At 68.3% G+C, this 17,841-nt stretch carries 15 protein-coding genes; 9 read left to right on the forward strand and 6 right to left on the reverse strand.

The genetic code is table 11. From position 1 onward, the window contains the following. Window positions 1–2: 2 nt before the first annotated feature. From WFK98_RS25045 to WFK98_RS25060, 4 genes are read left to right on the forward strand one after another with little or no spacing between them, the layout of a single operon-like run. Complete coding sequence (locus WFK98_RS25045) at window positions 3–1,052, forward strand: ABC transporter permease (RefSeq protein WP_266337083.1); 1,050 nt, start codon at window positions 3–5, stop codon at window positions 1,050–1,052. After that, window positions 1,049–1,876 (forward strand): ATP-binding cassette domain-containing protein, encoded by an 828-nt coding sequence (locus WFK98_RS25050; protein ID WP_336802202.1) that lies wholly within the window; start codon window positions 1,049–1,051, stop codon window positions 1,874–1,876. The genes WFK98_RS25045 and WFK98_RS25050 overlap by 4 nt, the downstream gene beginning before the upstream one ends. Before the next feature lie 24 nt (window positions 1,877–1,900). Further along, window positions 1,901–2,668, forward strand: coding sequence for an SDR family NAD(P)-dependent oxidoreductase (locus WFK98_RS25055; protein WP_336802203.1), 768 nt, complete (start codon window positions 1,901–1,903; stop codon window positions 2,666–2,668). A 59-nt stretch (window positions 2,669–2,727) separates the two neighbouring features. Further along, window positions 2,728–3,939, forward strand: a complete 1,212-nt coding sequence (locus WFK98_RS25060; RefSeq protein ID WP_336802204.1) for an ROK family transcriptional regulator — start codon at window positions 2,728–2,730, stop codon at window positions 3,937–3,939. A 142-nt stretch (window positions 3,940–4,081) separates the two neighbouring features. On the opposite strand, the gene WFK98_RS25065 is transcribed toward WFK98_RS25060, so the two are convergent. Beyond that, window positions 4,082–5,179 (reverse strand): linear amide C-N hydrolase, encoded by a 1,098-nt coding sequence (locus WFK98_RS25065; protein WP_336802205.1) that lies wholly within the window; start codon window positions 5,177–5,179, stop codon window positions 4,082–4,084. A 412-nt stretch (window positions 5,180–5,591) separates the two neighbouring features. Between WFK98_RS25065 and WFK98_RS25070 the strand changes: the two genes are divergently transcribed. The 3 genes from WFK98_RS25070 (at window position 5,592) to WFK98_RS25080 (ending at window position 8,312) form a co-directional block, all read left to right on the forward strand. Beyond that, a complete protein-coding gene (locus tag WFK98_RS25070) occupies window positions 5,592–6,089 on the forward strand; it encodes a GAF domain-containing protein (protein WP_336802206.1) in 498 nt (165 codons plus the stop codon). A 103-nt stretch (window positions 6,090–6,192) separates the two neighbouring features. Continuing rightward, a complete protein-coding gene (locus tag WFK98_RS25075) occupies window positions 6,193–7,353 on the forward strand; it encodes a Gfo/Idh/MocA family protein (RefSeq protein WP_336802207.1) in 1,161 nt (386 codons plus the stop codon). Continuing rightward, on the forward strand, window positions 7,350–8,312 hold the full coding sequence (locus tag WFK98_RS25080) for a DUF6492 family protein (RefSeq protein ID WP_336802208.1): 963 nt from the start codon (window positions 7,350–7,352) through the stop codon (window positions 8,310–8,312). Before WFK98_RS25075 ends, WFK98_RS25080 begins: the two co-directional genes overlap by 4 nt. Here WFK98_RS25080 and WFK98_RS25085 read toward each other — a convergent pair. Continuing rightward, a complete protein-coding gene (locus WFK98_RS25085) occupies window positions 8,270–9,265 on the reverse strand; it encodes a glycosyltransferase family 2 protein (protein WP_336802209.1) in 996 nt (331 codons plus the stop codon). The genes WFK98_RS25080 and WFK98_RS25085 overlap by 43 nt on opposite strands. A gap of 101 nt (window positions 9,266–9,366) precedes the next feature. Next, window positions 9,367–10,707 (reverse strand): O-antigen ligase family protein, encoded by a 1,341-nt coding sequence (locus tag WFK98_RS25090; protein ID WP_336802210.1) that lies wholly within the window; start codon window positions 10,705–10,707, stop codon window positions 9,367–9,369. Window positions 10,708–10,923: 216 nt separating this feature from the next. Between WFK98_RS25090 and WFK98_RS25095 the strand changes: the two genes are divergently transcribed. Both WFK98_RS25095 and WFK98_RS25100 read left to right on the forward strand, forming a co-directional pair. After that, window positions 10,924–11,859 (forward strand): glycosyltransferase family 2 protein, encoded by a 936-nt coding sequence (locus WFK98_RS25095; RefSeq protein WP_336802211.1) that lies wholly within the window; start codon window positions 10,924–10,926, stop codon window positions 11,857–11,859. Beyond that, window positions 11,856–13,511: a glycoside hydrolase family 44 protein gene (locus WFK98_RS25100; protein ID WP_336802212.1), complete on the forward strand. Its 1,656-nt coding sequence runs from the start codon at window positions 11,856–11,858 to the stop codon at window positions 13,509–13,511. The genes WFK98_RS25095 and WFK98_RS25100 overlap by 4 nt, the downstream gene beginning before the upstream one ends. Here the strand turns inward: WFK98_RS25100 and WFK98_RS25105 are convergent. The 3 genes from WFK98_RS25105 to WFK98_RS25115 are packed head-to-tail and all read right to left on the reverse strand — an operon-like array spanning window position 13,496 to window position 17,528. Continuing rightward, window positions 13,496–14,512 (reverse strand): NAD-dependent epimerase/dehydratase family protein, encoded by a 1,017-nt coding sequence (locus tag WFK98_RS25105; protein ID WP_336802213.1) that lies wholly within the window; start codon window positions 14,510–14,512, stop codon window positions 13,496–13,498. The two genes, WFK98_RS25100 and WFK98_RS25105, sit on opposite strands and share 16 nt — an antisense overlap. A 4-nt stretch (window positions 14,513–14,516) precedes the next feature. Further along, a complete protein-coding gene (locus tag WFK98_RS25110) occupies window positions 14,517–15,989 on the reverse strand; it encodes an oligosaccharide flippase family protein (RefSeq protein ID WP_336802214.1) in 1,473 nt (490 codons plus the stop codon). Between the two features lie 45 nt (window positions 15,990–16,034). After that, window positions 16,035–17,528 carry a GumC family protein gene (locus tag WFK98_RS25115; protein WP_336802215.1) on the reverse strand — a complete coding sequence of 498 codons (1,494 nt, stop codon included), beginning with the start codon at window positions 17,526–17,528 and terminating at the stop codon, window positions 16,035–16,037. Between the last annotated feature and the right edge of the window lie 313 nt (window positions 17,529–17,841).

A 17,841-nucleotide genomic window follows, 5' to 3' on the forward strand; every position in this document is an offset into this window, starting at 1 on the left:
GAATGGAACGGTCTGACCGGGCTCGCTTGGATACCGGACAGGCACGCGTCGACGCGGAGACGGCAGGGTCACCCCCTGCCGGCTTCCTCGCCGGGCTGCGCCGCACGTCCCATGCCCTCTTCGCTTATCCGGTCACCGGACCGCTCATCGCGCTCATCCTGATCCTCGTCGTGTTCTCCGTCACGACATCGACCTTCCTCAATCCCGGCAACCTGTCGCTGATCTTCCAGCAATCGGTCGTCGTCGGCACGCTGGCGCTCGGCCAGACGCTGATCATCCTCGTCTCCGGCATCGACCTCGCCAACGGCGCCATCATGGTGCTGGGCATGGTGGTCGCGGGCAGCCTCGCCGCCGGCGGCGACCCGATGCTCGGCATGCTCGTCGGCCTCGCCGTCTGCGTCGTCGCCGCCGCGATCAACGGCCTCATCATCACCCGCTTCCGCCTGCCGCCGTTCATCGCCACACTCGGCATGTTCACCATCCTGACGGCGGCGGCCCGCCTCTACACGCAGTCGCGCAGCTATCCGATCTCGTCCGACTTCATGACCATTCTCGGCGAGGGCCCGAGCTGGGGCCTGGTCACGATCACCTATGGCAGCATGCTCTGGATCGCGCTGACGCTGATCCTCGCCTATGCGCTGAACCAGACCGCCTGGGGCGTCCGCGTCTACGCGATCGGCAATTCGCCGGCCGCCGCGCGCCTGAACGGCGTCAACGTCAACGGCGTCATCTTCAGTGTCTACGCGCTGGCCGGCGTCTTCTACGCCTTCGCCGGCTGGCAGGCGCTCGGCCGCACGCCGATCGCCGATCCGAGCGGCTACCAGATCGCCAATCTCGACAGCATCACCGCCGTGGTGATCGGCGGCACCAGCCTGTTCGGCGGCCGTGGCGGCGTCGCCGGCACCTTCGTCGGCGCGCTGATCGTCGTGGTGCTGAAGAACGGCCTGACCCAGGCCGGCATCGACTCGCTCTACCAGCAGATCGCCACCGGCTTCCTGGTCATTCTCGCCGTCGGCGCCGACCAGTATCTCGGCAGGGGGAAGCGCGGATGACCACGTTCGAACCGTCCACCGGACTCGTCATGCAGGCGGTCGGCCTGACCAAGCGCTACGGCCATGTCGTTGCGCTCGACGGCGCCGACTTCGAACTGGCGAAGGGCGAAATCCTCGCCGTCGTCGGCGACAACGGCGCCGGCAAGTCCAGCCTGATCAAGGTGCTGACCGGGGCGACCATCCCCGATTCCGGCTCGGTCTTCGTCGACGGCAAGCCGGTTCACTTCAAGAACCCGCTGAGCGCGCGCCTCGCCGGCATCGAGACCGTCTACCAGGAGCTCGCGGTGGCGACGCAGCTCAACATCGCGCAGAACCTGTTCCTCGGTCGCGAACTGCGCAAGCCCGGCCTGAGCGGGCGGATCCTGCGCCAGCTCGACAAGTCGGGCATGCGGAAGCAGGCTGCCGACCACATGAAGAACCTCGGCATCCGCATCCAGTCGATCAACCAGAAGGTCGAGACGCTCTCCGGCGGCCAGCGCCAGGCGGTCGCGGTCGCCCGCGCCGCGGCCTGGGGCAAGCGGGTCGTCATTCTCGACGAACCGACCGCGGCGCTCGGCGTGCGCGAGACCAACCAGGTGCTGAACCTGATCACGCGGGTGCGCGACCAGGGCCTCTCGGTCGTCCTGATCAGCCACTCGATGCCGGACGTCTTCCAGATCGCCGACCGCATCCATATCCACCGGCTCGGCCGGCGCGCCGTGGTCGTCAGCCCAAAGACGACGTCGATGAGCGACGTCGTGGCGGTGATGACGGGCGCCCTGCCCCCGGACAAGGTGCAATCGAGCCTGATCGCGACCGGCGCCACGAGCCCGGCCAGCCACTGAACCAACCAGGAGAGAGTCACACCCATGTCAATCCTCGACAAGTTCTCGATGCGGGGCAAGGTCTCCGTCGTCACCGGCGGCAATCGCGGCATCGGCAAGGCGATCGCCATCGGCCTGGCCGAGGCCGGCTCGGCGATCGCCATCGCAGCCCGCGACGAGGCGAAGAGCGAGGAGACGCTCGCCGAGCTCCGCAAGCTCGGCGTGCCCGCGATCGCCGTGAAGACCGACGTCGCCAGCCGAGACGACCTCGAGGCGATGGTCGAGACGGTGACGCGCGAGCTCGGCCCGATCGACGCGCTCGTCAACAATGCCGGCATCGGCTTCCATGCCGACGCGCTGACGCTCTCCGACGACGAATGGCAGCGCCTGTTCTCGATCAATCTCGACGCCGTCTGGAAGGCGAGCCAGGTGGTCGGCAACCAGATGGTCAAGCGCGGCGCCGGCTCGATCATCAATATCGGCTCGATCTCCGGCTTCATCATCAACCGTCCGCAATGGCATTCGCCCTACGGCATCTCCAAGGCGGCCGTGCATCACCTGACGAAATCGCTCGCGGCCGAATGGGCCAAGGCCGGCGTGCGCGTCAATGCGATCGCGCCCGGCTATGTGAAGACCGAGATCGCCAGCACCGAATACGAGGACTACGCGCATTACTGGCGCGACGAGGTGCCGATGCAGCGCTACGCCACGCCGGACGAGATCGCGCCGATGGCGCTGCTGCTTGCGAGCGACGCCTCGACCTTCGTCACCGGATCGGTTTTCGTCGTCGACGGCGGCTACACACTCTGGTAGCCGAGGAGGACGCAATGCCCGCGGTCCTTCCGCGGCCTTCCAAGAGAAGCACCCGCCCCGTGAAGGACCAATCGGACAGGATCGATATCGGGCTCGCGGCCAGCGCCGCGCCCCTTCTATCCCTGATCGCGTCGGGCCGAGCCCAGTCCCGCGCCGAGCTGATCGAGCGGACCGGGCTCTCCCGCACGACGGTCACCCAGCGGCTCAATGCGCTGATCGCGGCCGGCCTCGTCGACGAGGCCGCCCGGACGCTGCCGAGCGGCGGGCGGCCTACCCGCATGCTGGAGCTCAACACCGGCTTCGGCGTCATCCTTGCCGCCGATGTCGGCGAGAGCATCCTGCGGACGACGGTCACCACGCTCGAACCGTCGATCCTGGCGGAATCGACCTACGCCATCGATCTGCGCGGCGGCCCGCCGCCGGTCCTGCAGACGATCGTCGACCAGTTCCAGGCCCTCCTGCAACAGATCGGCCGCCCCGCCGAGGACGTGCTCGGCGTCGGGCTCTGCCTGCCGGCGCCGGTCGATTTCGGAGCCGGCCGCGTCTTCGGCCCGTCGATCATGACCGGCTGGGACGATTTCGACATCCGCTCCTGGCTCGGCTCGCGCCTCGGCGCGCCGGTCGTCGTCGAAAACGACGTGAACCTGATGACGCTGTCGGAATCGCGCCGGTTCTGGCCGGAAGTCGAGCAGCTCCTCTACATCAAGGCCGGCACCGGCATCGGCAGCGGCATCATCGCCGACGGCCGGCTCTACCGCGGCGCCCAGGGCGCCGCCGGCGACATCGGCCACATCCAGCTGAACTCGGACAACCCGCCGCTCTGCCGCTGCGGCAAGCTCGGCTGCGTCGAGGCGCGCGCCGCCGGCTGGGCGTTGGCGCGCGACCTGCGCGAAAAGGGCTATGACGCCCACAATGCGCGCGACATCGTCGCTCTCGTGCAGAAGAGCCTGCCGGAAGCGATCCATTCGGTGCGCGAGGCGGGACGCGTTCTCGGCGAGGTTACCGCCGACGTCGTCAGCGTGCTCAATCCGAGCGTCATCGTCATCGGCGGCACGCTTGCCGGAGCCGACGAATACCTGCTCGCCGGTGTGCGCCAGCTCGTCTCCGAGCGCTCGCTGCCGCTTGCCACGCGTGAGTTGCGCATCGTCCGCGCCAAGTCGGACGGCAGCGCCGGCATCCTCGGCGCCGCCCAGCTCGCCATCGACACCGTGCTGCGCCCCGAGGCGATCGAGCAGGTGATCGTCAGATACGTCCGCTCGCTGGCACAGTAGCTCAGACAGGGATTGCGACCCGATGGGGGCGAACGTCGCAGACTTGGATTGCCCAAGGCGCTCCCTCGCCACCGGCGAGGAAGCCAGGTCGATCGCGTCGCGCCGGCAGCAGGGCCGGGCGCGACGCGGATAGCGGTATCGGTTACTCCGGATTGCCCGGCAGGAAGTGGAAGGGCTTGGCCGGCTTGAACTCGGCCGCAACTTCACCCGAGAAGACTTCACCGTTCTGGATCGTCAGCTTCTTGATGGGCGCGCCCGGCTTCAGGTCGAGCTGGCCCAGCGACACCCAGAAGGTGTTCGGACGCGTGGCGGAGTCGAAGTAGTAGATCAGGTTTTTCTGGTCCGAGATCGAACGCCAGATGGTCGAGGAGATGTTCGGCTGGTCCGGCGTGGTGATGCCGAGCGGCACGCTGACGGCGCGCTGCACGCCCATGACGCTGGCGACGGCCTGGAAATCGAACGACTGTCCGGGAACGCTCTTGATGTAGTTGGGATCCGCCTGCTTCGGGATCGCGCCGAGCAGGAAAGAGGCGCGGGCGAAGCGGTCCGCGGCTCGGTTGGTGCCCGGCAGGAAGGTCAGGCCGCCGATTTCTTCCCAGTATTCGTTCAGCGCCAGCTGCTTGTCGTAAGCCGGCGAATTGGTCATCACCTTGTATTGCTTGCCGTGATGGATCCGCAACTTGCCATCGAGGTATTCGAAGATGGCGGAATCGCCTGTCGAGTCCGAGATGGCGAGATGGAGGGCAGCCGGCGAGCCGTTTGGCAGCTCCGGCGCCAGCAGGTTGAACGGCTCGGTGCGCAGATGCTCGACCGCCTCGTCCACGGTCGCGAAATTGTCGAGCACGTACTGGGCCCACAGCGAGATGGAGAGGAACGGACGCCCCTCGACCGGCTTCGGATACTGCGATTCCGCCAGATAGAGGATGTTGGCGACGAGACCCTTCTCGTTCATGCCGTCCGTGGAGCCGGCCTCGTAGCCGGAGGTGATGACGCTGCCGTACTTGGCCGTCCACTTCAGCGACTGCGGACCCGATTCGCCATTGCGCTCGATGCCGGCCGGGAACGCCCACAGATTGGAGAACATGTCCTCTCTCCAATCCATGTTGCGGCCCGTCGCGACCATGTTGCCGTCACCGACGAACAGAGTGCGCGTGCAGGCGTCGGCGAGACCGGTCAGGGTCGGCATCAGCATGGCGGCCGACATGGCGAGAGCCGCGTATCGAGAGAGACGCTTCTTCATGACAGAAGACTCCTCCTGTGAGTTCAGGGCGAAACGGGAACGGACGACCGGACTTTACCGGATCACGGTGACGGCCTGACTGCGCAAGGGAGAGTGTCGGAGCAGGGGCACGGCAATGGGCGCATCTCTCGGTAGGATCGAACCGCGTCGGAGGACCATCGACCGGCCGTGGGGAACACACGCGAATCGACGCATGTCTGCCTGGGCACAACCAGATCCTCCACCGCCACTTACGGGCTTCGGGCGACGCCCGTCAACATTCGCGGACGGCGGCGGCGCGGCGGCCACGGTCGTATCTCGCGGGTTCCCTTGCGATTTTTCGAGCCAAAGCCGTCGCCCCGTCCTATAGCCAGTGTCGGAGGCCGGCGACCGCCTTTGGCAATGCGACCCGGCAAAACTGCGCGAGATACCGATGTTCGACCTGACACCCACCGTCGACCCTGCCGACAAGCCCGGCTTCTACCGCGACCTCGACCAGCAGCTGGCTTCGCTGTTCGAAGGCGAGCATGACCCGATCGCCAACGCCGCCAACATGTCGGCGCTGCTCTACCTGGCGATGCCGGAGCTGAACTGGGCCGGGTTCTATTTCCTTCCCGAAGGGACGGACGTCCTCGTCGTCGGTCCGTTCCAGGGCAAGCCCGCCTGCGTCCGCATCCCGATCGGCAAGGGCGTCTGCGGCACGGCCGTGGCGAAGCGCGAGACAGTCCTGGTGCCGGACGTGCATGCGTTTCCCGGCCACATCGCCTGCGACGCGGCCTCGCAATCGGAACTGGTGGTGCCGCTGATCCGCGACGGGAAGGTGCTGGGCGTGCTCGATCTCGACAGCCCGCGCGCCGGCCGCTTCGACGCCGACGACCAGGCCGGCGTCGAGCGCCTCGTCGCGCGCTATCTCGCCAGCCTGCTGGGCTGAACCGTCTCGGGGTAACCAGCCGGAAAGCGGCGCCGTCTAGAAACACGGTCTGGACAGCGCCGCGCCGACGATCGGGGCAGGCCCGGGGGACGGGGAAAGACGCATGACGGCAGGGCAGACGACGGGAATCGCGATCATCGGCTGCGGCTATGTCGCCGATTCCTACCGGCAATGCCTGTCGCTGCATGACGGCACGCTGCGCCTGACCGGCGCCTATGACCGCGATGCACAGCGCCTTGCCGCCTACAAGGCGACTTGGGGCGACCATGCCTATGCCTCGCTCGACGCGGTGCTGGCCGACCCTGCCTGCTCGATCGTGCTGAACCTGACCGACCCGGAGAGCCACGCCGCCGTCACCGAGGCGGCGATTGCCGCCGGCAAGCACGTCTATTCGGAAAAGCCGCTGGCGATGACCGCGACCGAGGCATCGGCGCTGCGCGACCGCGCGCGGGCGGCCGGCGTCCGGCTCGCCTCCGCGCCCTGCAACCTGCTCGGCGAAAGCCTGCAGACGGCCTGGGCGGCGGTCCGCGCCGGGGCGATCGGCAAGGCGCTGCTCGCCTATGCCGAGCTCGACGACGGCATGATCCACCGCACCCATTATGGCGACTGGCTGAGCCGCAGCGGCAAGCCCTGGCCGGGTCGCGGCGAATTCGAGACCGGCTGCACCTATGAGCATGCCGGCTACGCGTTGACGATCTTCGGCGCCATGTTCGGCGCGGCGACGCGCGTGACTTCCTTCGCGGCGCTGCTGGTGCCCGACAAGCAGACCACGCCGCCGCTCGCCCATCCGGCGCCCGACTTCTCCGTCGGCTGCATCGAATATGAAAACGGCGTCGTCGCGCGGCTTACCAATTCGATCGTCGCGCCCTATGACCACCGCATGCGGATCATCGGCGAGACGGGCACGCTGGAGATCAGGGAGCCCTGGGACTATGCCTCGCCGGTGATCCTGCGCCGGCCCGGGGAAGGCCGAATCGCGCGGCTGATCGAGCGGCGTCTCGGCGGCGGCCTCGGCAAGCGCCTGCCGATGGCGCGCAAGGTGCCGTTCAAGGGCGGTCGCGGCAAGCCGACGATGGATTTCCTGCGCGGGCCGGCGGAGCTCGCGGCGGCGATCCGTGACGGTCGTCCGTCGCGGCTTGATGAAGACTTCGCCGTGCACATCACCGAGGTGACCGAGATGCTGCAATATCCCGAGCGCTTCGACCGCCCTGCCCGCGTGCAATCGCGCTTCGCGCCGATCGAGCCGATGGAGTGGGCCCGATGACCGGTCTCGCCGCCGAAGCCAATCTGATCACCTGCTCGTTCCGTGGCGATCTCGACGTCTGCCGGATGCTGTGCGAGAGCATCGACCGCTTCGTGCCGGCCTCGATCCCGCACAGCCTCTACGTGCCGCGCGCCGACCTGCCCCTTTTCATCGACCTGGCCTCGGATCGCCGCACCGTCGCGGCGCAGGAAGACCTGCTGCCGCGCTGGTTCCGCAAGCTGCCGCTTCCCGGACCGGAATGGCGGCGGCGGCTGCGCCTCCCCCGCCGCAACATGTATGTGACGCCCTACAGCCCGCTGGTGCGCGGCTGGATCGCGCAGCAGATCATGAAGATCGCCGCGACCGCCAATGCCTCGGCCGAGATCGTCGCCCATATCGACAGCGACAACGTCTTCATCCGGCCGCTGAAGCTCGAGCACCTCGCCCGCGACGGCAGGGTGCGGATCTATCGCAATCCGGACATGGTCGATCTCGAAACGCATCGCGTCTGGCAGGAGACGGCGGGAAAGCTGCTCGGCCTGCCCGCCAGCCGCTATTACGGCGCCGAATACATCAACCCCTTCGTCGTCTGGCGGCGCTCCGTCATTCGCGGCATGATCGAGCGGATCGAACAGATCGCTGGGCGCGACTGGCGCATCGTCCTCGCCCGCACGCCGCATTTCGCCGAATATGTCCTCTATGGCGTCTATGCTGACAAGGTGGTCGGGCTCGACGCGGCCGGGCTGATGCCGGAAGCCTTCACGCTCTGCCACTCGCGCTGGGGTGACGAATTCGCCGGCGCCGAGGACGAGGAATCCTTCATCCGCTCGCTGCGACCCGAGCACGTCACCTGCCTGATCCAGTCGACCATCGACACGTCGATGACCAAGCGACAGGCGATCTTCGACCAGGTCGCCGCGCTGGCCGCCGAGCAGGATCAGGAAGCCGTCGACCGCTTGCCTGCATCGGTCTCGCGGTAGACGGGATAGAGGCTGCCGAGCGACAGCTTGCCGAGCACGCCGGCCCAGCGATAGCGGAAATCGGCCTCGGCCGCCGGTCCCTTTCGGCGAAGGAGCGGATAGCGCAAGGCCAGCAGCCCCAGTTGCACCAGCGCCTTCGCCCGCAGCCACCAGCGGGTTGCGACCGGCGACGTGCTGTTGCCGGCGACCGCTTCGGCATAGACCTGCCCGCCGGCGAAGAAGCGGCGGCGGAGATAGCCGGGATCGCAGCGCGAGGCCGGCACGAATTCCGACACCCGCGCCGCCGGCAGCCAGCCGAAGCGGCGCCCGCGCGCCTGCAGCCGGCAGAAGAGATCGAGATCCTCGCCGCCGGCATGGCCGAAGCGCGGATTGAATGGCTCGGCATCGGAAAGCGTCGTGGCGCGGCGGAAGATCGAGTTGCAGGTCGCGACCGTGATGACGCGCTCGCTGCGCCTGCCGAGAGCCACGACATCCTGGCCGGACGGCGCCTCGATCTGGCGCGAGAACAGCGTGTGGATCGCGGGGGTGACGCGTTCAGGCGCCTCGAACAGCGGATCGACGCCGCCGAAGAACACGTCGTGCGGATGCTGCCGCAGCCCGGCGACAACTCCCTCCAGCCAGCCCGGCGCCAGTTCCTCGTCGTCATCGATGAAGGCGATGACCGGCGAGGTGGTGGCACGGATGCCGGCATTGCGCGCGACCGAGATGTTGGCGGGATGGGCCTCGACATAGCGGACCTCGAACGGGCTCGCCGCATCGGCCGCCGCCACCACCGACTCCGCCGATCCGTCATCGCTGTTGTCGGCGACCACGACGGTGAGCGTGGTCCCGGCCGGCACGGCCTGCGCACGGATGCTCGCCAGGGCCTTGCCGAGAAGCTCCTCGCGCCGATAGGTGCAGATGATGATCGAGAGATCGATCGCCTCCGCCTCGCTCGTCCTCGTCCTGTCCAAACCCGTCGCCCCTGCCCGTTTGCGCCCGACTCTTTGTGGGGTCGCGTTTTCTTCACGCGAACCGGTATCCACTTCGCTTGAAAACGCTCTAGTCCAACCCGCTAGGCGCGGCCACTGCGGACTGCGAAATCGCGGCCGCGCGACAGTACGAACAGGCAGAGCACGGCGATGTTCGAGAACACCGAACCGCGCATGAACAGCGTCGCCTCGGTCAGGTTGTGCAGCAGATAGAGCAGCAGCAGCATCGTCAGGAAGCCGATGGCGGCGCGGGAGGATCGTGACAACGGGCCGGCGATCGCCTGCGCCATGCCCGACACCACACCCGCCGCCACGATCAGCGCTGCGGCGATCGTCGCCGGCAGGCCGACATGCAGCCAAAGCTCCAGATAGCCGTTATGCGCCTGGTTGATCGTGCCGATCTCGACGTCACCGAGCCAGGTGCCGGGCTCCAGCCGCTGCAGCGGATCTGCGGCGAGGCCGACATCCCAGAACGCGCCATAGCCATGGCCGAGCCAGAAGCGCTCCTGCGCCGAGCGCAGCGCGAAGGCCCAGAGTTCGTCGCGGCCGGTGAAGGAGGCGTCGCCCAATGTCGCGGTCAGCAGCGCGTCGACATCGAAGTCATAGACGGCGAACAGGCCGAGCAGCGCGGTGACGACAAGGAACCCCAGCGCAATCATCAGCAGCACGAAGCGCGCGCCCAGCCACTCGGCGCAGGCGAACACGGCGATCGCCATCACCGCGACGCCGGTGAGGCCGATCGACGTCTTGGACTTCGTGATGACGAGGAAAAGCAGCGCCGGCAGCAGCATCAGGAGGCCGAGACCGACGGAGCGGGAACGGGTCACGCCCAGCATCCAGGTCACGCCGCAGATGACGGTGATCATCGCCACCAGGCCGGCGACGTTCTTCTGCGTGTAGAGGCCGCGCACGCCGATATCGGTGATCGCGACGCCGGGCCAGAGCGCCGTACCGATCAGGTTGAGCAGCATGACGCCGGTCAGGCCGATGAACCACCAGCTGTGAAAACGGCGAAGATCCTGGAGGCTCGCCGCAATCCCGGCCGCGATCGTGGTCAGGAAAACGAGCAGCAGCGCCCGCCGCAAAGTCAGCCCCGGATAGTCCGACCACAGCATGCTGGCGAAGCAGAAGCCGGTGAACGCGACCAGCGGCAGGTTGCGGACGAACAGCGATAACGTCGCCCGGTGATGCACGACGAGGGTGACGAGCGCGAGCAGGAAGAGGCCGAAGACGGCGAGGCGATCAAGCGGGCTGCCCTCGACTCGCTCGGCCACGGAGGCGTCCGCGAAGGGGCGCGTGCCGACGAAGGTGTAGAGCATGAAGCCCGCCAGCAACACGCCATGCAGCCAGCCGGCGATTGAGACGGCGACGACGCCCACATCCGTCGATGCGGGCCGGCCGACCGGCATCGGAGCATCGCTCATGCGCATATTTCCCGGCTGCGAAGTTCGGTCGCGGGCACGCATCCTATCCCTGCCGCGCCGCCCCGACGGACGGTGCGGCAAGTTGGAATGCCGTGACCATCCGCTTGCCTTGCTATCATAGTTTCGTAGGATCAGTGACCAACAGTAAAGATCGTCCTACGGCATGCGTTCCCGCCTGCCGGACGTCTTTTTCATCCAGCGCGAGAAAGTTTCCGGGTGGGCAGCGTTTCCATCGTCATTCCCACCTTGAACCGGCCGAAGGCGCTGCAGCGCGCCGTCGCCAGCGCACTCGCGCAGACGGACCTCGCCGATCTCGATATCGAGATTCTGGTGGTCGACAATTCCGCCGACGGCAATGCCGGCGCCCTGGTCGAAACGATCGCGCCCGGCGCCAACTGGCCGGTGCGCTATATTTCCATGCCCGTGCCCGGCGTCGCCAATGCACGCAATGCCGGGGTCACCGCCGCGCAGGGGCGCTGGGTCGCCTTCCTCGACGATGACGAACAGGCATCCGAGACCTGGCTGAGCCGGCACGTCGAGACGGCGCGTCGCAGCGGCGCCAGCGCCGTGTTCGGTCCGGTCACGGCGAAGGCCGAGGGTGGCCGCAAGATCGGCCCGCTCGCGCCCTATTTCTCGCGCCAGTTCGATCGAACGGATGGCGAGGACGTCACCGATCTCGCTCCCTATCTCGGCACCAACAATTCGATGTTCGATCGCGAGAGCTGCCTGCAGGGCGATGGCGGCCCGTTCGACACCAGTCTGAACGAGACCGGCGGCGAGGACACGCTGCTGCTGAAGCGCCTCGTCGACGAGGGCAAGCGCTTTGCCTGGTCGGAGAAGGCTGATGTCACGGAGTGGGTGCCGGAACGCCGGCTGAACTGGGCCTATGTCCGCAAGCGCAAGTTCCTGAGCGGCCAGATCCGCGTGTTGACGCATCACAAGGCGCAGCCGGCCGAATGGAGCCGCATCGCCTTCTGGATGTGCGCCGGCATGGCGCAGATCGTCCTGCACGGCATCGCCGCGGTCGTCACAGCGCCGTTCGACAAGGTTCGGTCTGAAAAGGCACGGGTCAAGGTGCGCGGCGGTCTCGGCAAGGTGCTGTGGATGCAGCGCTTCCGCCCTGCCCTCTACGGATCGGGCCTGGTCTCGTGAGCGCTCGCCGTCGGGCGGGGCCGACGCGGCGCTCCGTGCTCGCCGGCAGCCTCGCGGCGGGGTTCATCGGTGCTTTGCCGGCACGAGCCCAGTCCGGCGGTCGCTGGATGGTGCGGATCGCCGATGGCGGGACGGGCACGCCGATCAGCCCGTTGATCTACGGCTCCAACGAAATCGGCACCATGGATGGCGGTGAGCCCTCCGCCCAGCTCGACCGGGCCGCCGGCGTCACCGCGCGCCGGCTCGGCGGCAATCTCATGACGACCTATAACTGGGTCAACAACGCGGCGAATTCCGGCAAGGACTACCATCAGGCCAACGGCCCGTTCCTGCTCGACGCGCTTGGCATCGACCGGCCGCAATGGGGCAAGCCGGCCCGGCTGATCGAGACGATGCACGAGACCTCGCTCGCCATGGGCGCGAAGAGCCTCGTCACCGTGCCGCTCGCCGGCTATGTCGCCGCCGATTTCGACGGTCCCGTACCGCCGGAGGCGAGCGCCCCATCGCCCCGTTTCGTGCCGACGCGCTGGGACCCCGGCGCCAAGGCCGGCGATCCCGTCGTGCCCGCCGTCGCCGACATCCCGCAGCTCCTCGCCCGCTTGGTGGCGCGCTATGGTGGCGCCGACAGCGAGCGCGGCATCCATGCCTATGCGCTCGACAACGAACCCGGCCTCTGGGCGGAGACGCATCCGCGCGTCGTCACCGCCAAGCCGACCATCCGCGCCTTTCTCGAGCGCTCGCTGGCGGCGGCGCGCGCGATCAAGCGGGCCGACCCGGCGGCCCGCGTGTTCGGCCCCGTCAGCTGGGGCGCGTCCGAGATGGTCTCGTTCCAGGACGCGCCCGACTGGAACGACTACCGCCAGCATGGCAGCTTCCTCGCCGCCTATCTCGATGCCTTCCGCACGGCGTCCGAACAGGACGGTATCCGCCTGCTCGATGCGCTCGACGTCCACTGGTATCCCTACAGCAACCGCGGCGACCTGTTCCGCAGCGAGGACCCGGCGCTCGCCGAGGCGCTGCTGCAGGCGCCGCGCTCGCTGACCGAAGCCGGCTTTCGCGAGGATAGCTGGGTGGTGCGGGCGCTGGCCGATGGCGGCAGCGATCGCGAAGTCGGCCTGCCGCTGCTGCCGAGCCTCCGGCGCATCGCCGATCACGTCTTTCCCGGCACCGACCTTGCCGTGACCGAGTTCAACTATGGCGGCGCCGGGCAAATCGCCTCCGGGTTGGCGCTCGCCGACGTGCTCGGCCGCTTCGGCCAGCAGGGCGTCTCGTTCGCCACGCATTGGGGCAGCCTCGACGGGACGCTCGGCGACGCCTATCGGCTGTTCCGGACGACGGATGCGACCGGCCGGCGCTTTGGCGACCGATCGCACGGCCTGACCGTCGAAGGCACGCCGGATGTCGTCGCCTACGCCTCGACCTTCGAGACCGGCCAGCCGGGGCTGCAGCTGATCGTCATCAACAAGTCGGAGGCCATGGCCACGGTGGATCTGCGCTTCGAAGCGCGGGAAGAGCCGGATTGCCTGTCTGTCCACGGCTTCGATGCGGCCAACCCTGGCACAACGGCCTTGACCGAAATCCCGATCCACGTCGACGGCGGCTTGCAGGTGCTCCTGCCGGCCCGATCGGCGCGTCGCTACAGCTTCGCCTGAGGAAACACCGTCCGCGCCAGGCCCTCGTCGAGACCGATGCGGGACGCAAGGCCGAGATCCGTCGCAGCCCGCGTGCTGTAGACGGCGTCGCGACCGAAAATCGCCATCTCGGCGCGGGTCGGCGCCAAGGCCGCCCGCTTCGATCCCGCCAGCCCGACGCGACGGCCGATCTTCGCCGCCACCGCCGTCAACTGCCGCAGCCCCAGCCGCATGCCGCCGAGCAACGGCAACCTGGGCGCGCCGATCCGCTGCGCCAAGGCTTCGAAATAGTCATTCCAGGACGGGGTTTCCGGGCCGACGACGGTCAGCACCAAGATGGACGGCCAGCCGATGGCGGCGCCGGCCAGCAGCGCGTGCCCGGCCTCGGCCACCAGCGCGCCGATATCGTCGACATGCACGAGCGGCGCGGGGCCATCGCCGGCGCGGCCGAAATTGCCCCAGGCGCCGGCGACGATCCGCTCCGCCAGCTTGTCGGTCCAGAAGCGGCTGCCGGTGCCGTAGACGATGCCGGGCCGCAAGATCAGCACACGCCGCCGCGGATCGCCCGGATCACGCGCCCAGGCGGCCACCAGCGCCTCGCATTCGATCTTCGCGCGGGCATAGGCGCCGAGCGAACCGGTCGCCGACATGGATTCATCGATCACGCCGGTGCGGTCGCCATAGACAGCGATCGAGCTGAAATAGACGAGCGCCGGCACGTTCGCCTCAGTCATCGCCTGAAGCAGCGTCCGGCATTGCGCCACCATCGCCGCCTCGTCGCCATAGGCGGCGTGCACTACGAGTTCGACATCCGCCACGGCGCCGCGCGTCTGCGCGAGATCGTCGAGATCGCAGGGCGTCGGCACGATGCCTTCCGGCGAGACCGCGCTGGAGGGCGACCGCCGGGTGCCGGCGCGGACGGTGTAGCCGCCCGCCGCCATATGGGCCGTGACCGCCGCCCCGATGAAGCCCGTCGCCCCGGTCACGAGGGCGGAACGGCGCGTATCGGGGAAGACGGTCATCGGATCAGGACTCCACGCTGGGGGCGATGCGGGCGGATGGCCGGACGATCGCCAGCAGGTTCCGGAATGCCGGACGGGCGAAGACGGCCAGGAGCACCGCATAGCAGACAACGCCGGTCGTGACCGAAATAACCAGCGCGAGCGGCCGATTGACGCCATCCAGCGCGAAGCCCACGCCGACGACGATCGCCCCCATCGCGCCGGAAAGCCCCCAGGCCGGCAGCAGCGCCCGGAAGCGCTCCCGCCGCGGCCAGGCGAGGTTGCGCGCCGGCAGGCCGATCGCCAGCGCCGACTGGAACGTATCGCCGACGAGCCGTGACAGGCCGACGCTGACCGGCCCGAGCGGGCTGGCCACGACGAGGAGCAGCAGGGTCGCGCCGAAGCCGGACAGCGAACCGATCAGGCTGAATTCCGGCCGCGCGCTGGCCGAAAGCGCCGTATAGACGAGCCGCGCCGGCAGCAGGATGGCGGCCCCGACCGCGAGAAAGATCGCGATGTCGATCGCCCCGTCCCAGCCCGGCCCGGCGACGATGGGCAGCAGGATCGGCGTCACCGCCGCCATGCCGACGAAAAGCGGCGCGATGACGAAGGCGGCATTGGCGACGACCGGCTCGACCCGGTCGCGCAGCCGGCGCGGATCGGAGCTGGCGCCGGCGAAATAGGAAAAGGCCAGGTTGTGCGACGTCGCGACGATCGCGCCGCGGATCGGCTCGATCAGCCGCATCGCCATGTTGACATAGCCGAGCACGGTGACGCCGTAGAGCGCGCCGACGACATTGTTGAAGGCGAGATAGGTGAGGTTGTCGGCCAGCCGGTCGAAGAAAGAGATCCGGGCGAAACGGCCGATATGGCCGAGATGCTCGATCGACCAGCGCGGCAGGATCAGGAAGCCGAGCCGCCATTGCAGCAGGATGGCGCGGGCGACGACGACGAGCAGGCGCTGGGCGATCAGCGCCCAGATGCCACCGCCGGCGAAGGCGATCGCCAGCGAAAGCGCGATGCCGATCGCGTGGCCGCCGAGCGTCGCGATAGCCACATCGTTGAAGCGATGCAGCCGCCGCGCCAGCGCCGTCGCGATATCCGAATGGCCGCTGAAGAAGATCGACAGCATCGCGACCGGCAGCAGCACGCGCATCTCCGGCTCGCCATAGGCCCGGCCGAGCCAGAAGCCGCCTGCGATGGAGAGAAGAAACAGCCCGAGCGCCACGAGGAAGGCGACGGCGAGCGCGGCGCCGAGATGCGAGCGGCGCAAGGCGCGCCTCTGTGCCAGCGCCTCCTCGAACGGCGCGCCGACGCAGACGGAAGCCACCGCGACGATCGTCAGCACCAGCGCGCTGACGCCGAAATCGCGCGGCTCCAGCATGCGTGAGAGAATGACGGTGCTGCCCGTCAGCAGGGCGAGCCGGCCGATCGCATCGGCGCCGGCCCAGCCGATCCAGCCCAGCAGGCGCGGGGCCCGGGATCTGTCCTGGCTCATCCGCGGGCTCGCATTCTCGGATTTTGGGGGCGCGGGTTCATCGGGTCAGGACGGTAGCACGATCTCGTCGGAAGGCCCGCGTGGCCGGCCGGACGAAATCCGGGCGGCATCGATGCGCGGCAGCACCGCCGAAATCGAGCCGAGCCGCCACATCGCGCGGAGCGTGATCCAGGCGGCGACGAGCATCATGCCGAGGGCGGCGCCGAAAACGCCCCAGACGATCCGGCCGGCCAGCGACTTCTTCGTCGGCGGCGGCTGCGCGACCGAAACGACGCGGACCGCGCCGGGGTCGATCTGGCCGAATTCACTCGCCTGCAGGGCGCGAGTCTTGAAGGATTCGAGCAGAGCGCGATTGGTCTCGACCTCCTGCTCCAGCGTGCGCATCTCGATCTTCGCCTGCTGCGTTTTGGCAACGGCGTCGGAGAGCGAGGCGACGGAGCGGGCGACGGCCTGCTGCGTGGTCCGGGCGCGCTCGAGATCGGCGCGGGCGGCGAGGCGGATGCGATCGAGCTCAAGACGGATGCGCCGGCGGATCTCCTCCACTCGACCGCGCGCTTCCGTCAGTGCCGGATGACGGTCGCCAAGCCGAGCGGCGAGCGCGGCGAGATCCTCCTGCGCCGCGTTCTGCCGCTCGATCAGCAGGGTCAGCGAGCGCGTGTCGTCGTTGGCGCCGAGCATGGAAAGCTCGCCGCCGGAGGAATCGAGTTGGGCCGCGCGCGCGGTCGCCTGGTCGAGGCGGATTTGCGCGGCGCTCACCGCGTTGACGGCATCGGCGAGCTTCTGCTCCACCACCAGCCGGTCGCCGGTGCTGATCAGGCCGTTGTCGATCCGAAAGGCGTTTGCCTTGAACTCGGCGTCGCTCAGCCGCTTGCGCAAGGCGTCGAGGCGCGACGTCAGTTCTTCGGTCAGACGACGGGCGGCGGCGGAACGGTTCGCCGCATCCTCCTCGACATAAGCCTTGACCACGGCGTTGGCGAGACGCGCCGCCGCGGCCGGCGTGCGCGCCGTGGCCGTGACGTCGATGACGAAGCTACGCTCCGCGCGCTGCACCGAGATCGAGCGCTGCAGCGCCGCGAGGGCGGCGGCATTGGCGCCATCCGAGTCCAGGCTCGGCCGGAGCGGCATCGGCTCGGTCGGCGTCACGCCCTCCTCCGCGTCGTCTTCCTCCGGCGACAGCTCGCTCATCAGGCTCTCGTCGCGCAGGATCTTCGAGAGCACGCGTTCCGAGGTCAGGACGCGCATCTGGCTCTCGACGACGCCGATCTGGCTGTTGGCGTCGAACTGTGCCGTCGCGACATCGCCCGGAAACACCGGCAATCCGCGCGGATCGAGCAGGAACTGCGCCGTGGCGGAATAGCGCTGCGGCAGGAAGGACTTGGCGACGAAGCCGAGGCAACCGAACACGACGCCGGCGAGCAGGATCCACCACACCCCGCGACGGAACGAGGCCGCCAGCACGGCAAGCGCCAGCGGCCAGGGCCCCGCTTCGCTTGGCGAAGCCCCGTTGGCGGTTCCGAGGGTGCGGGGACCGTCAGCCATGAACGCGCCGACTTCCTCTCGATTCACAAGTCACGGCGGGACGAGAAGGTCGTCGAACGGCCTCCGCGCCCTCCAGCATGAAGATACGGACTATCGCCCGCTCCCGGGGGAACGGCGATGACGAGAAGCGAGCCTAGGCGTCTGCCGATTAATATTCGGTTCAGCCGGCACGCCCGTTTCCGGCGATGCATCCACACCGTGCAGGTGACGCCGACCACAATTCGACAACCGGGTCTGTTTCATGACATCATGGGCCATCTTCTGTTGCATGCCGATCCATCTGGTGCATCCGCCATAAGGGGGCAGAGGACAC

This window comes from Kaistia sp. MMO-174 (genome assembly GCF_037147815.1).
In the GTDB taxonomy this organism is placed as follows: domain Bacteria; phylum Pseudomonadota; class Alphaproteobacteria; order Rhizobiales; family Kaistiaceae; genus Kaistia; species Kaistia nematophila.

Coding starts and splice junctions, on each gene's coding strand:
- WFK98_RS25045 (WP_266337083.1), top strand. CDS start 3: ATGGAACGGTCTGACCGGGCTCGCTTGGATACCGGACAGGCACGCGTC.
- WFK98_RS25050 (WP_336802202.1), top strand. CDS start 1,049: ATGACCACGTTCGAACCGTCCACCGGACTCGTCATGCAGGCGGTCGGC.
- WFK98_RS25055 (WP_336802203.1), top strand. CDS start 1,901: ATGTCAATCCTCGACAAGTTCTCGATGCGGGGCAAGGTCTCCGTCGTC.
- WFK98_RS25065 (WP_336802205.1), bottom strand. CDS start 5,179: ATGAAGAAGCGTCTCTCTCGATACGCGGCTCTCGCCATGTCGGCCGCC.
- WFK98_RS25070 (WP_336802206.1), top strand. CDS start 5,592: ATGTTCGACCTGACACCCACCGTCGACCCTGCCGACAAGCCCGGCTTC.
- WFK98_RS25075 (WP_336802207.1), top strand. CDS start 6,193: ATGACGGCAGGGCAGACGACGGGAATCGCGATCATCGGCTGCGGCTAT.
- WFK98_RS25080 (WP_336802208.1), top strand. CDS start 7,350: ATGACCGGTCTCGCCGCCGAAGCCAATCTGATCACCTGCTCGTTCCGT.
- WFK98_RS25090 (WP_336802210.1), bottom strand. CDS start 10,707: ATGAGCGATGCTCCGATGCCGGTCGGCCGGCCCGCATCGACGGATGTG.
- WFK98_RS25105 (WP_336802213.1), bottom strand. CDS start 14,512: ATGACCGTCTTCCCCGATACGCGCCGTTCCGCCCTCGTGACCGGGGCG.
- WFK98_RS25110 (WP_336802214.1), bottom strand. CDS start 15,989: ATGAGCCAGGACAGATCCCGGGCCCCGCGCCTGCTGGGCTGGATCGGC.
- WFK98_RS25115 (WP_336802215.1), bottom strand. CDS start 17,528: ATGGCTGACGGTCCCCGCACCCTCGGAACCGCCAACGGGGCTTCGCCA.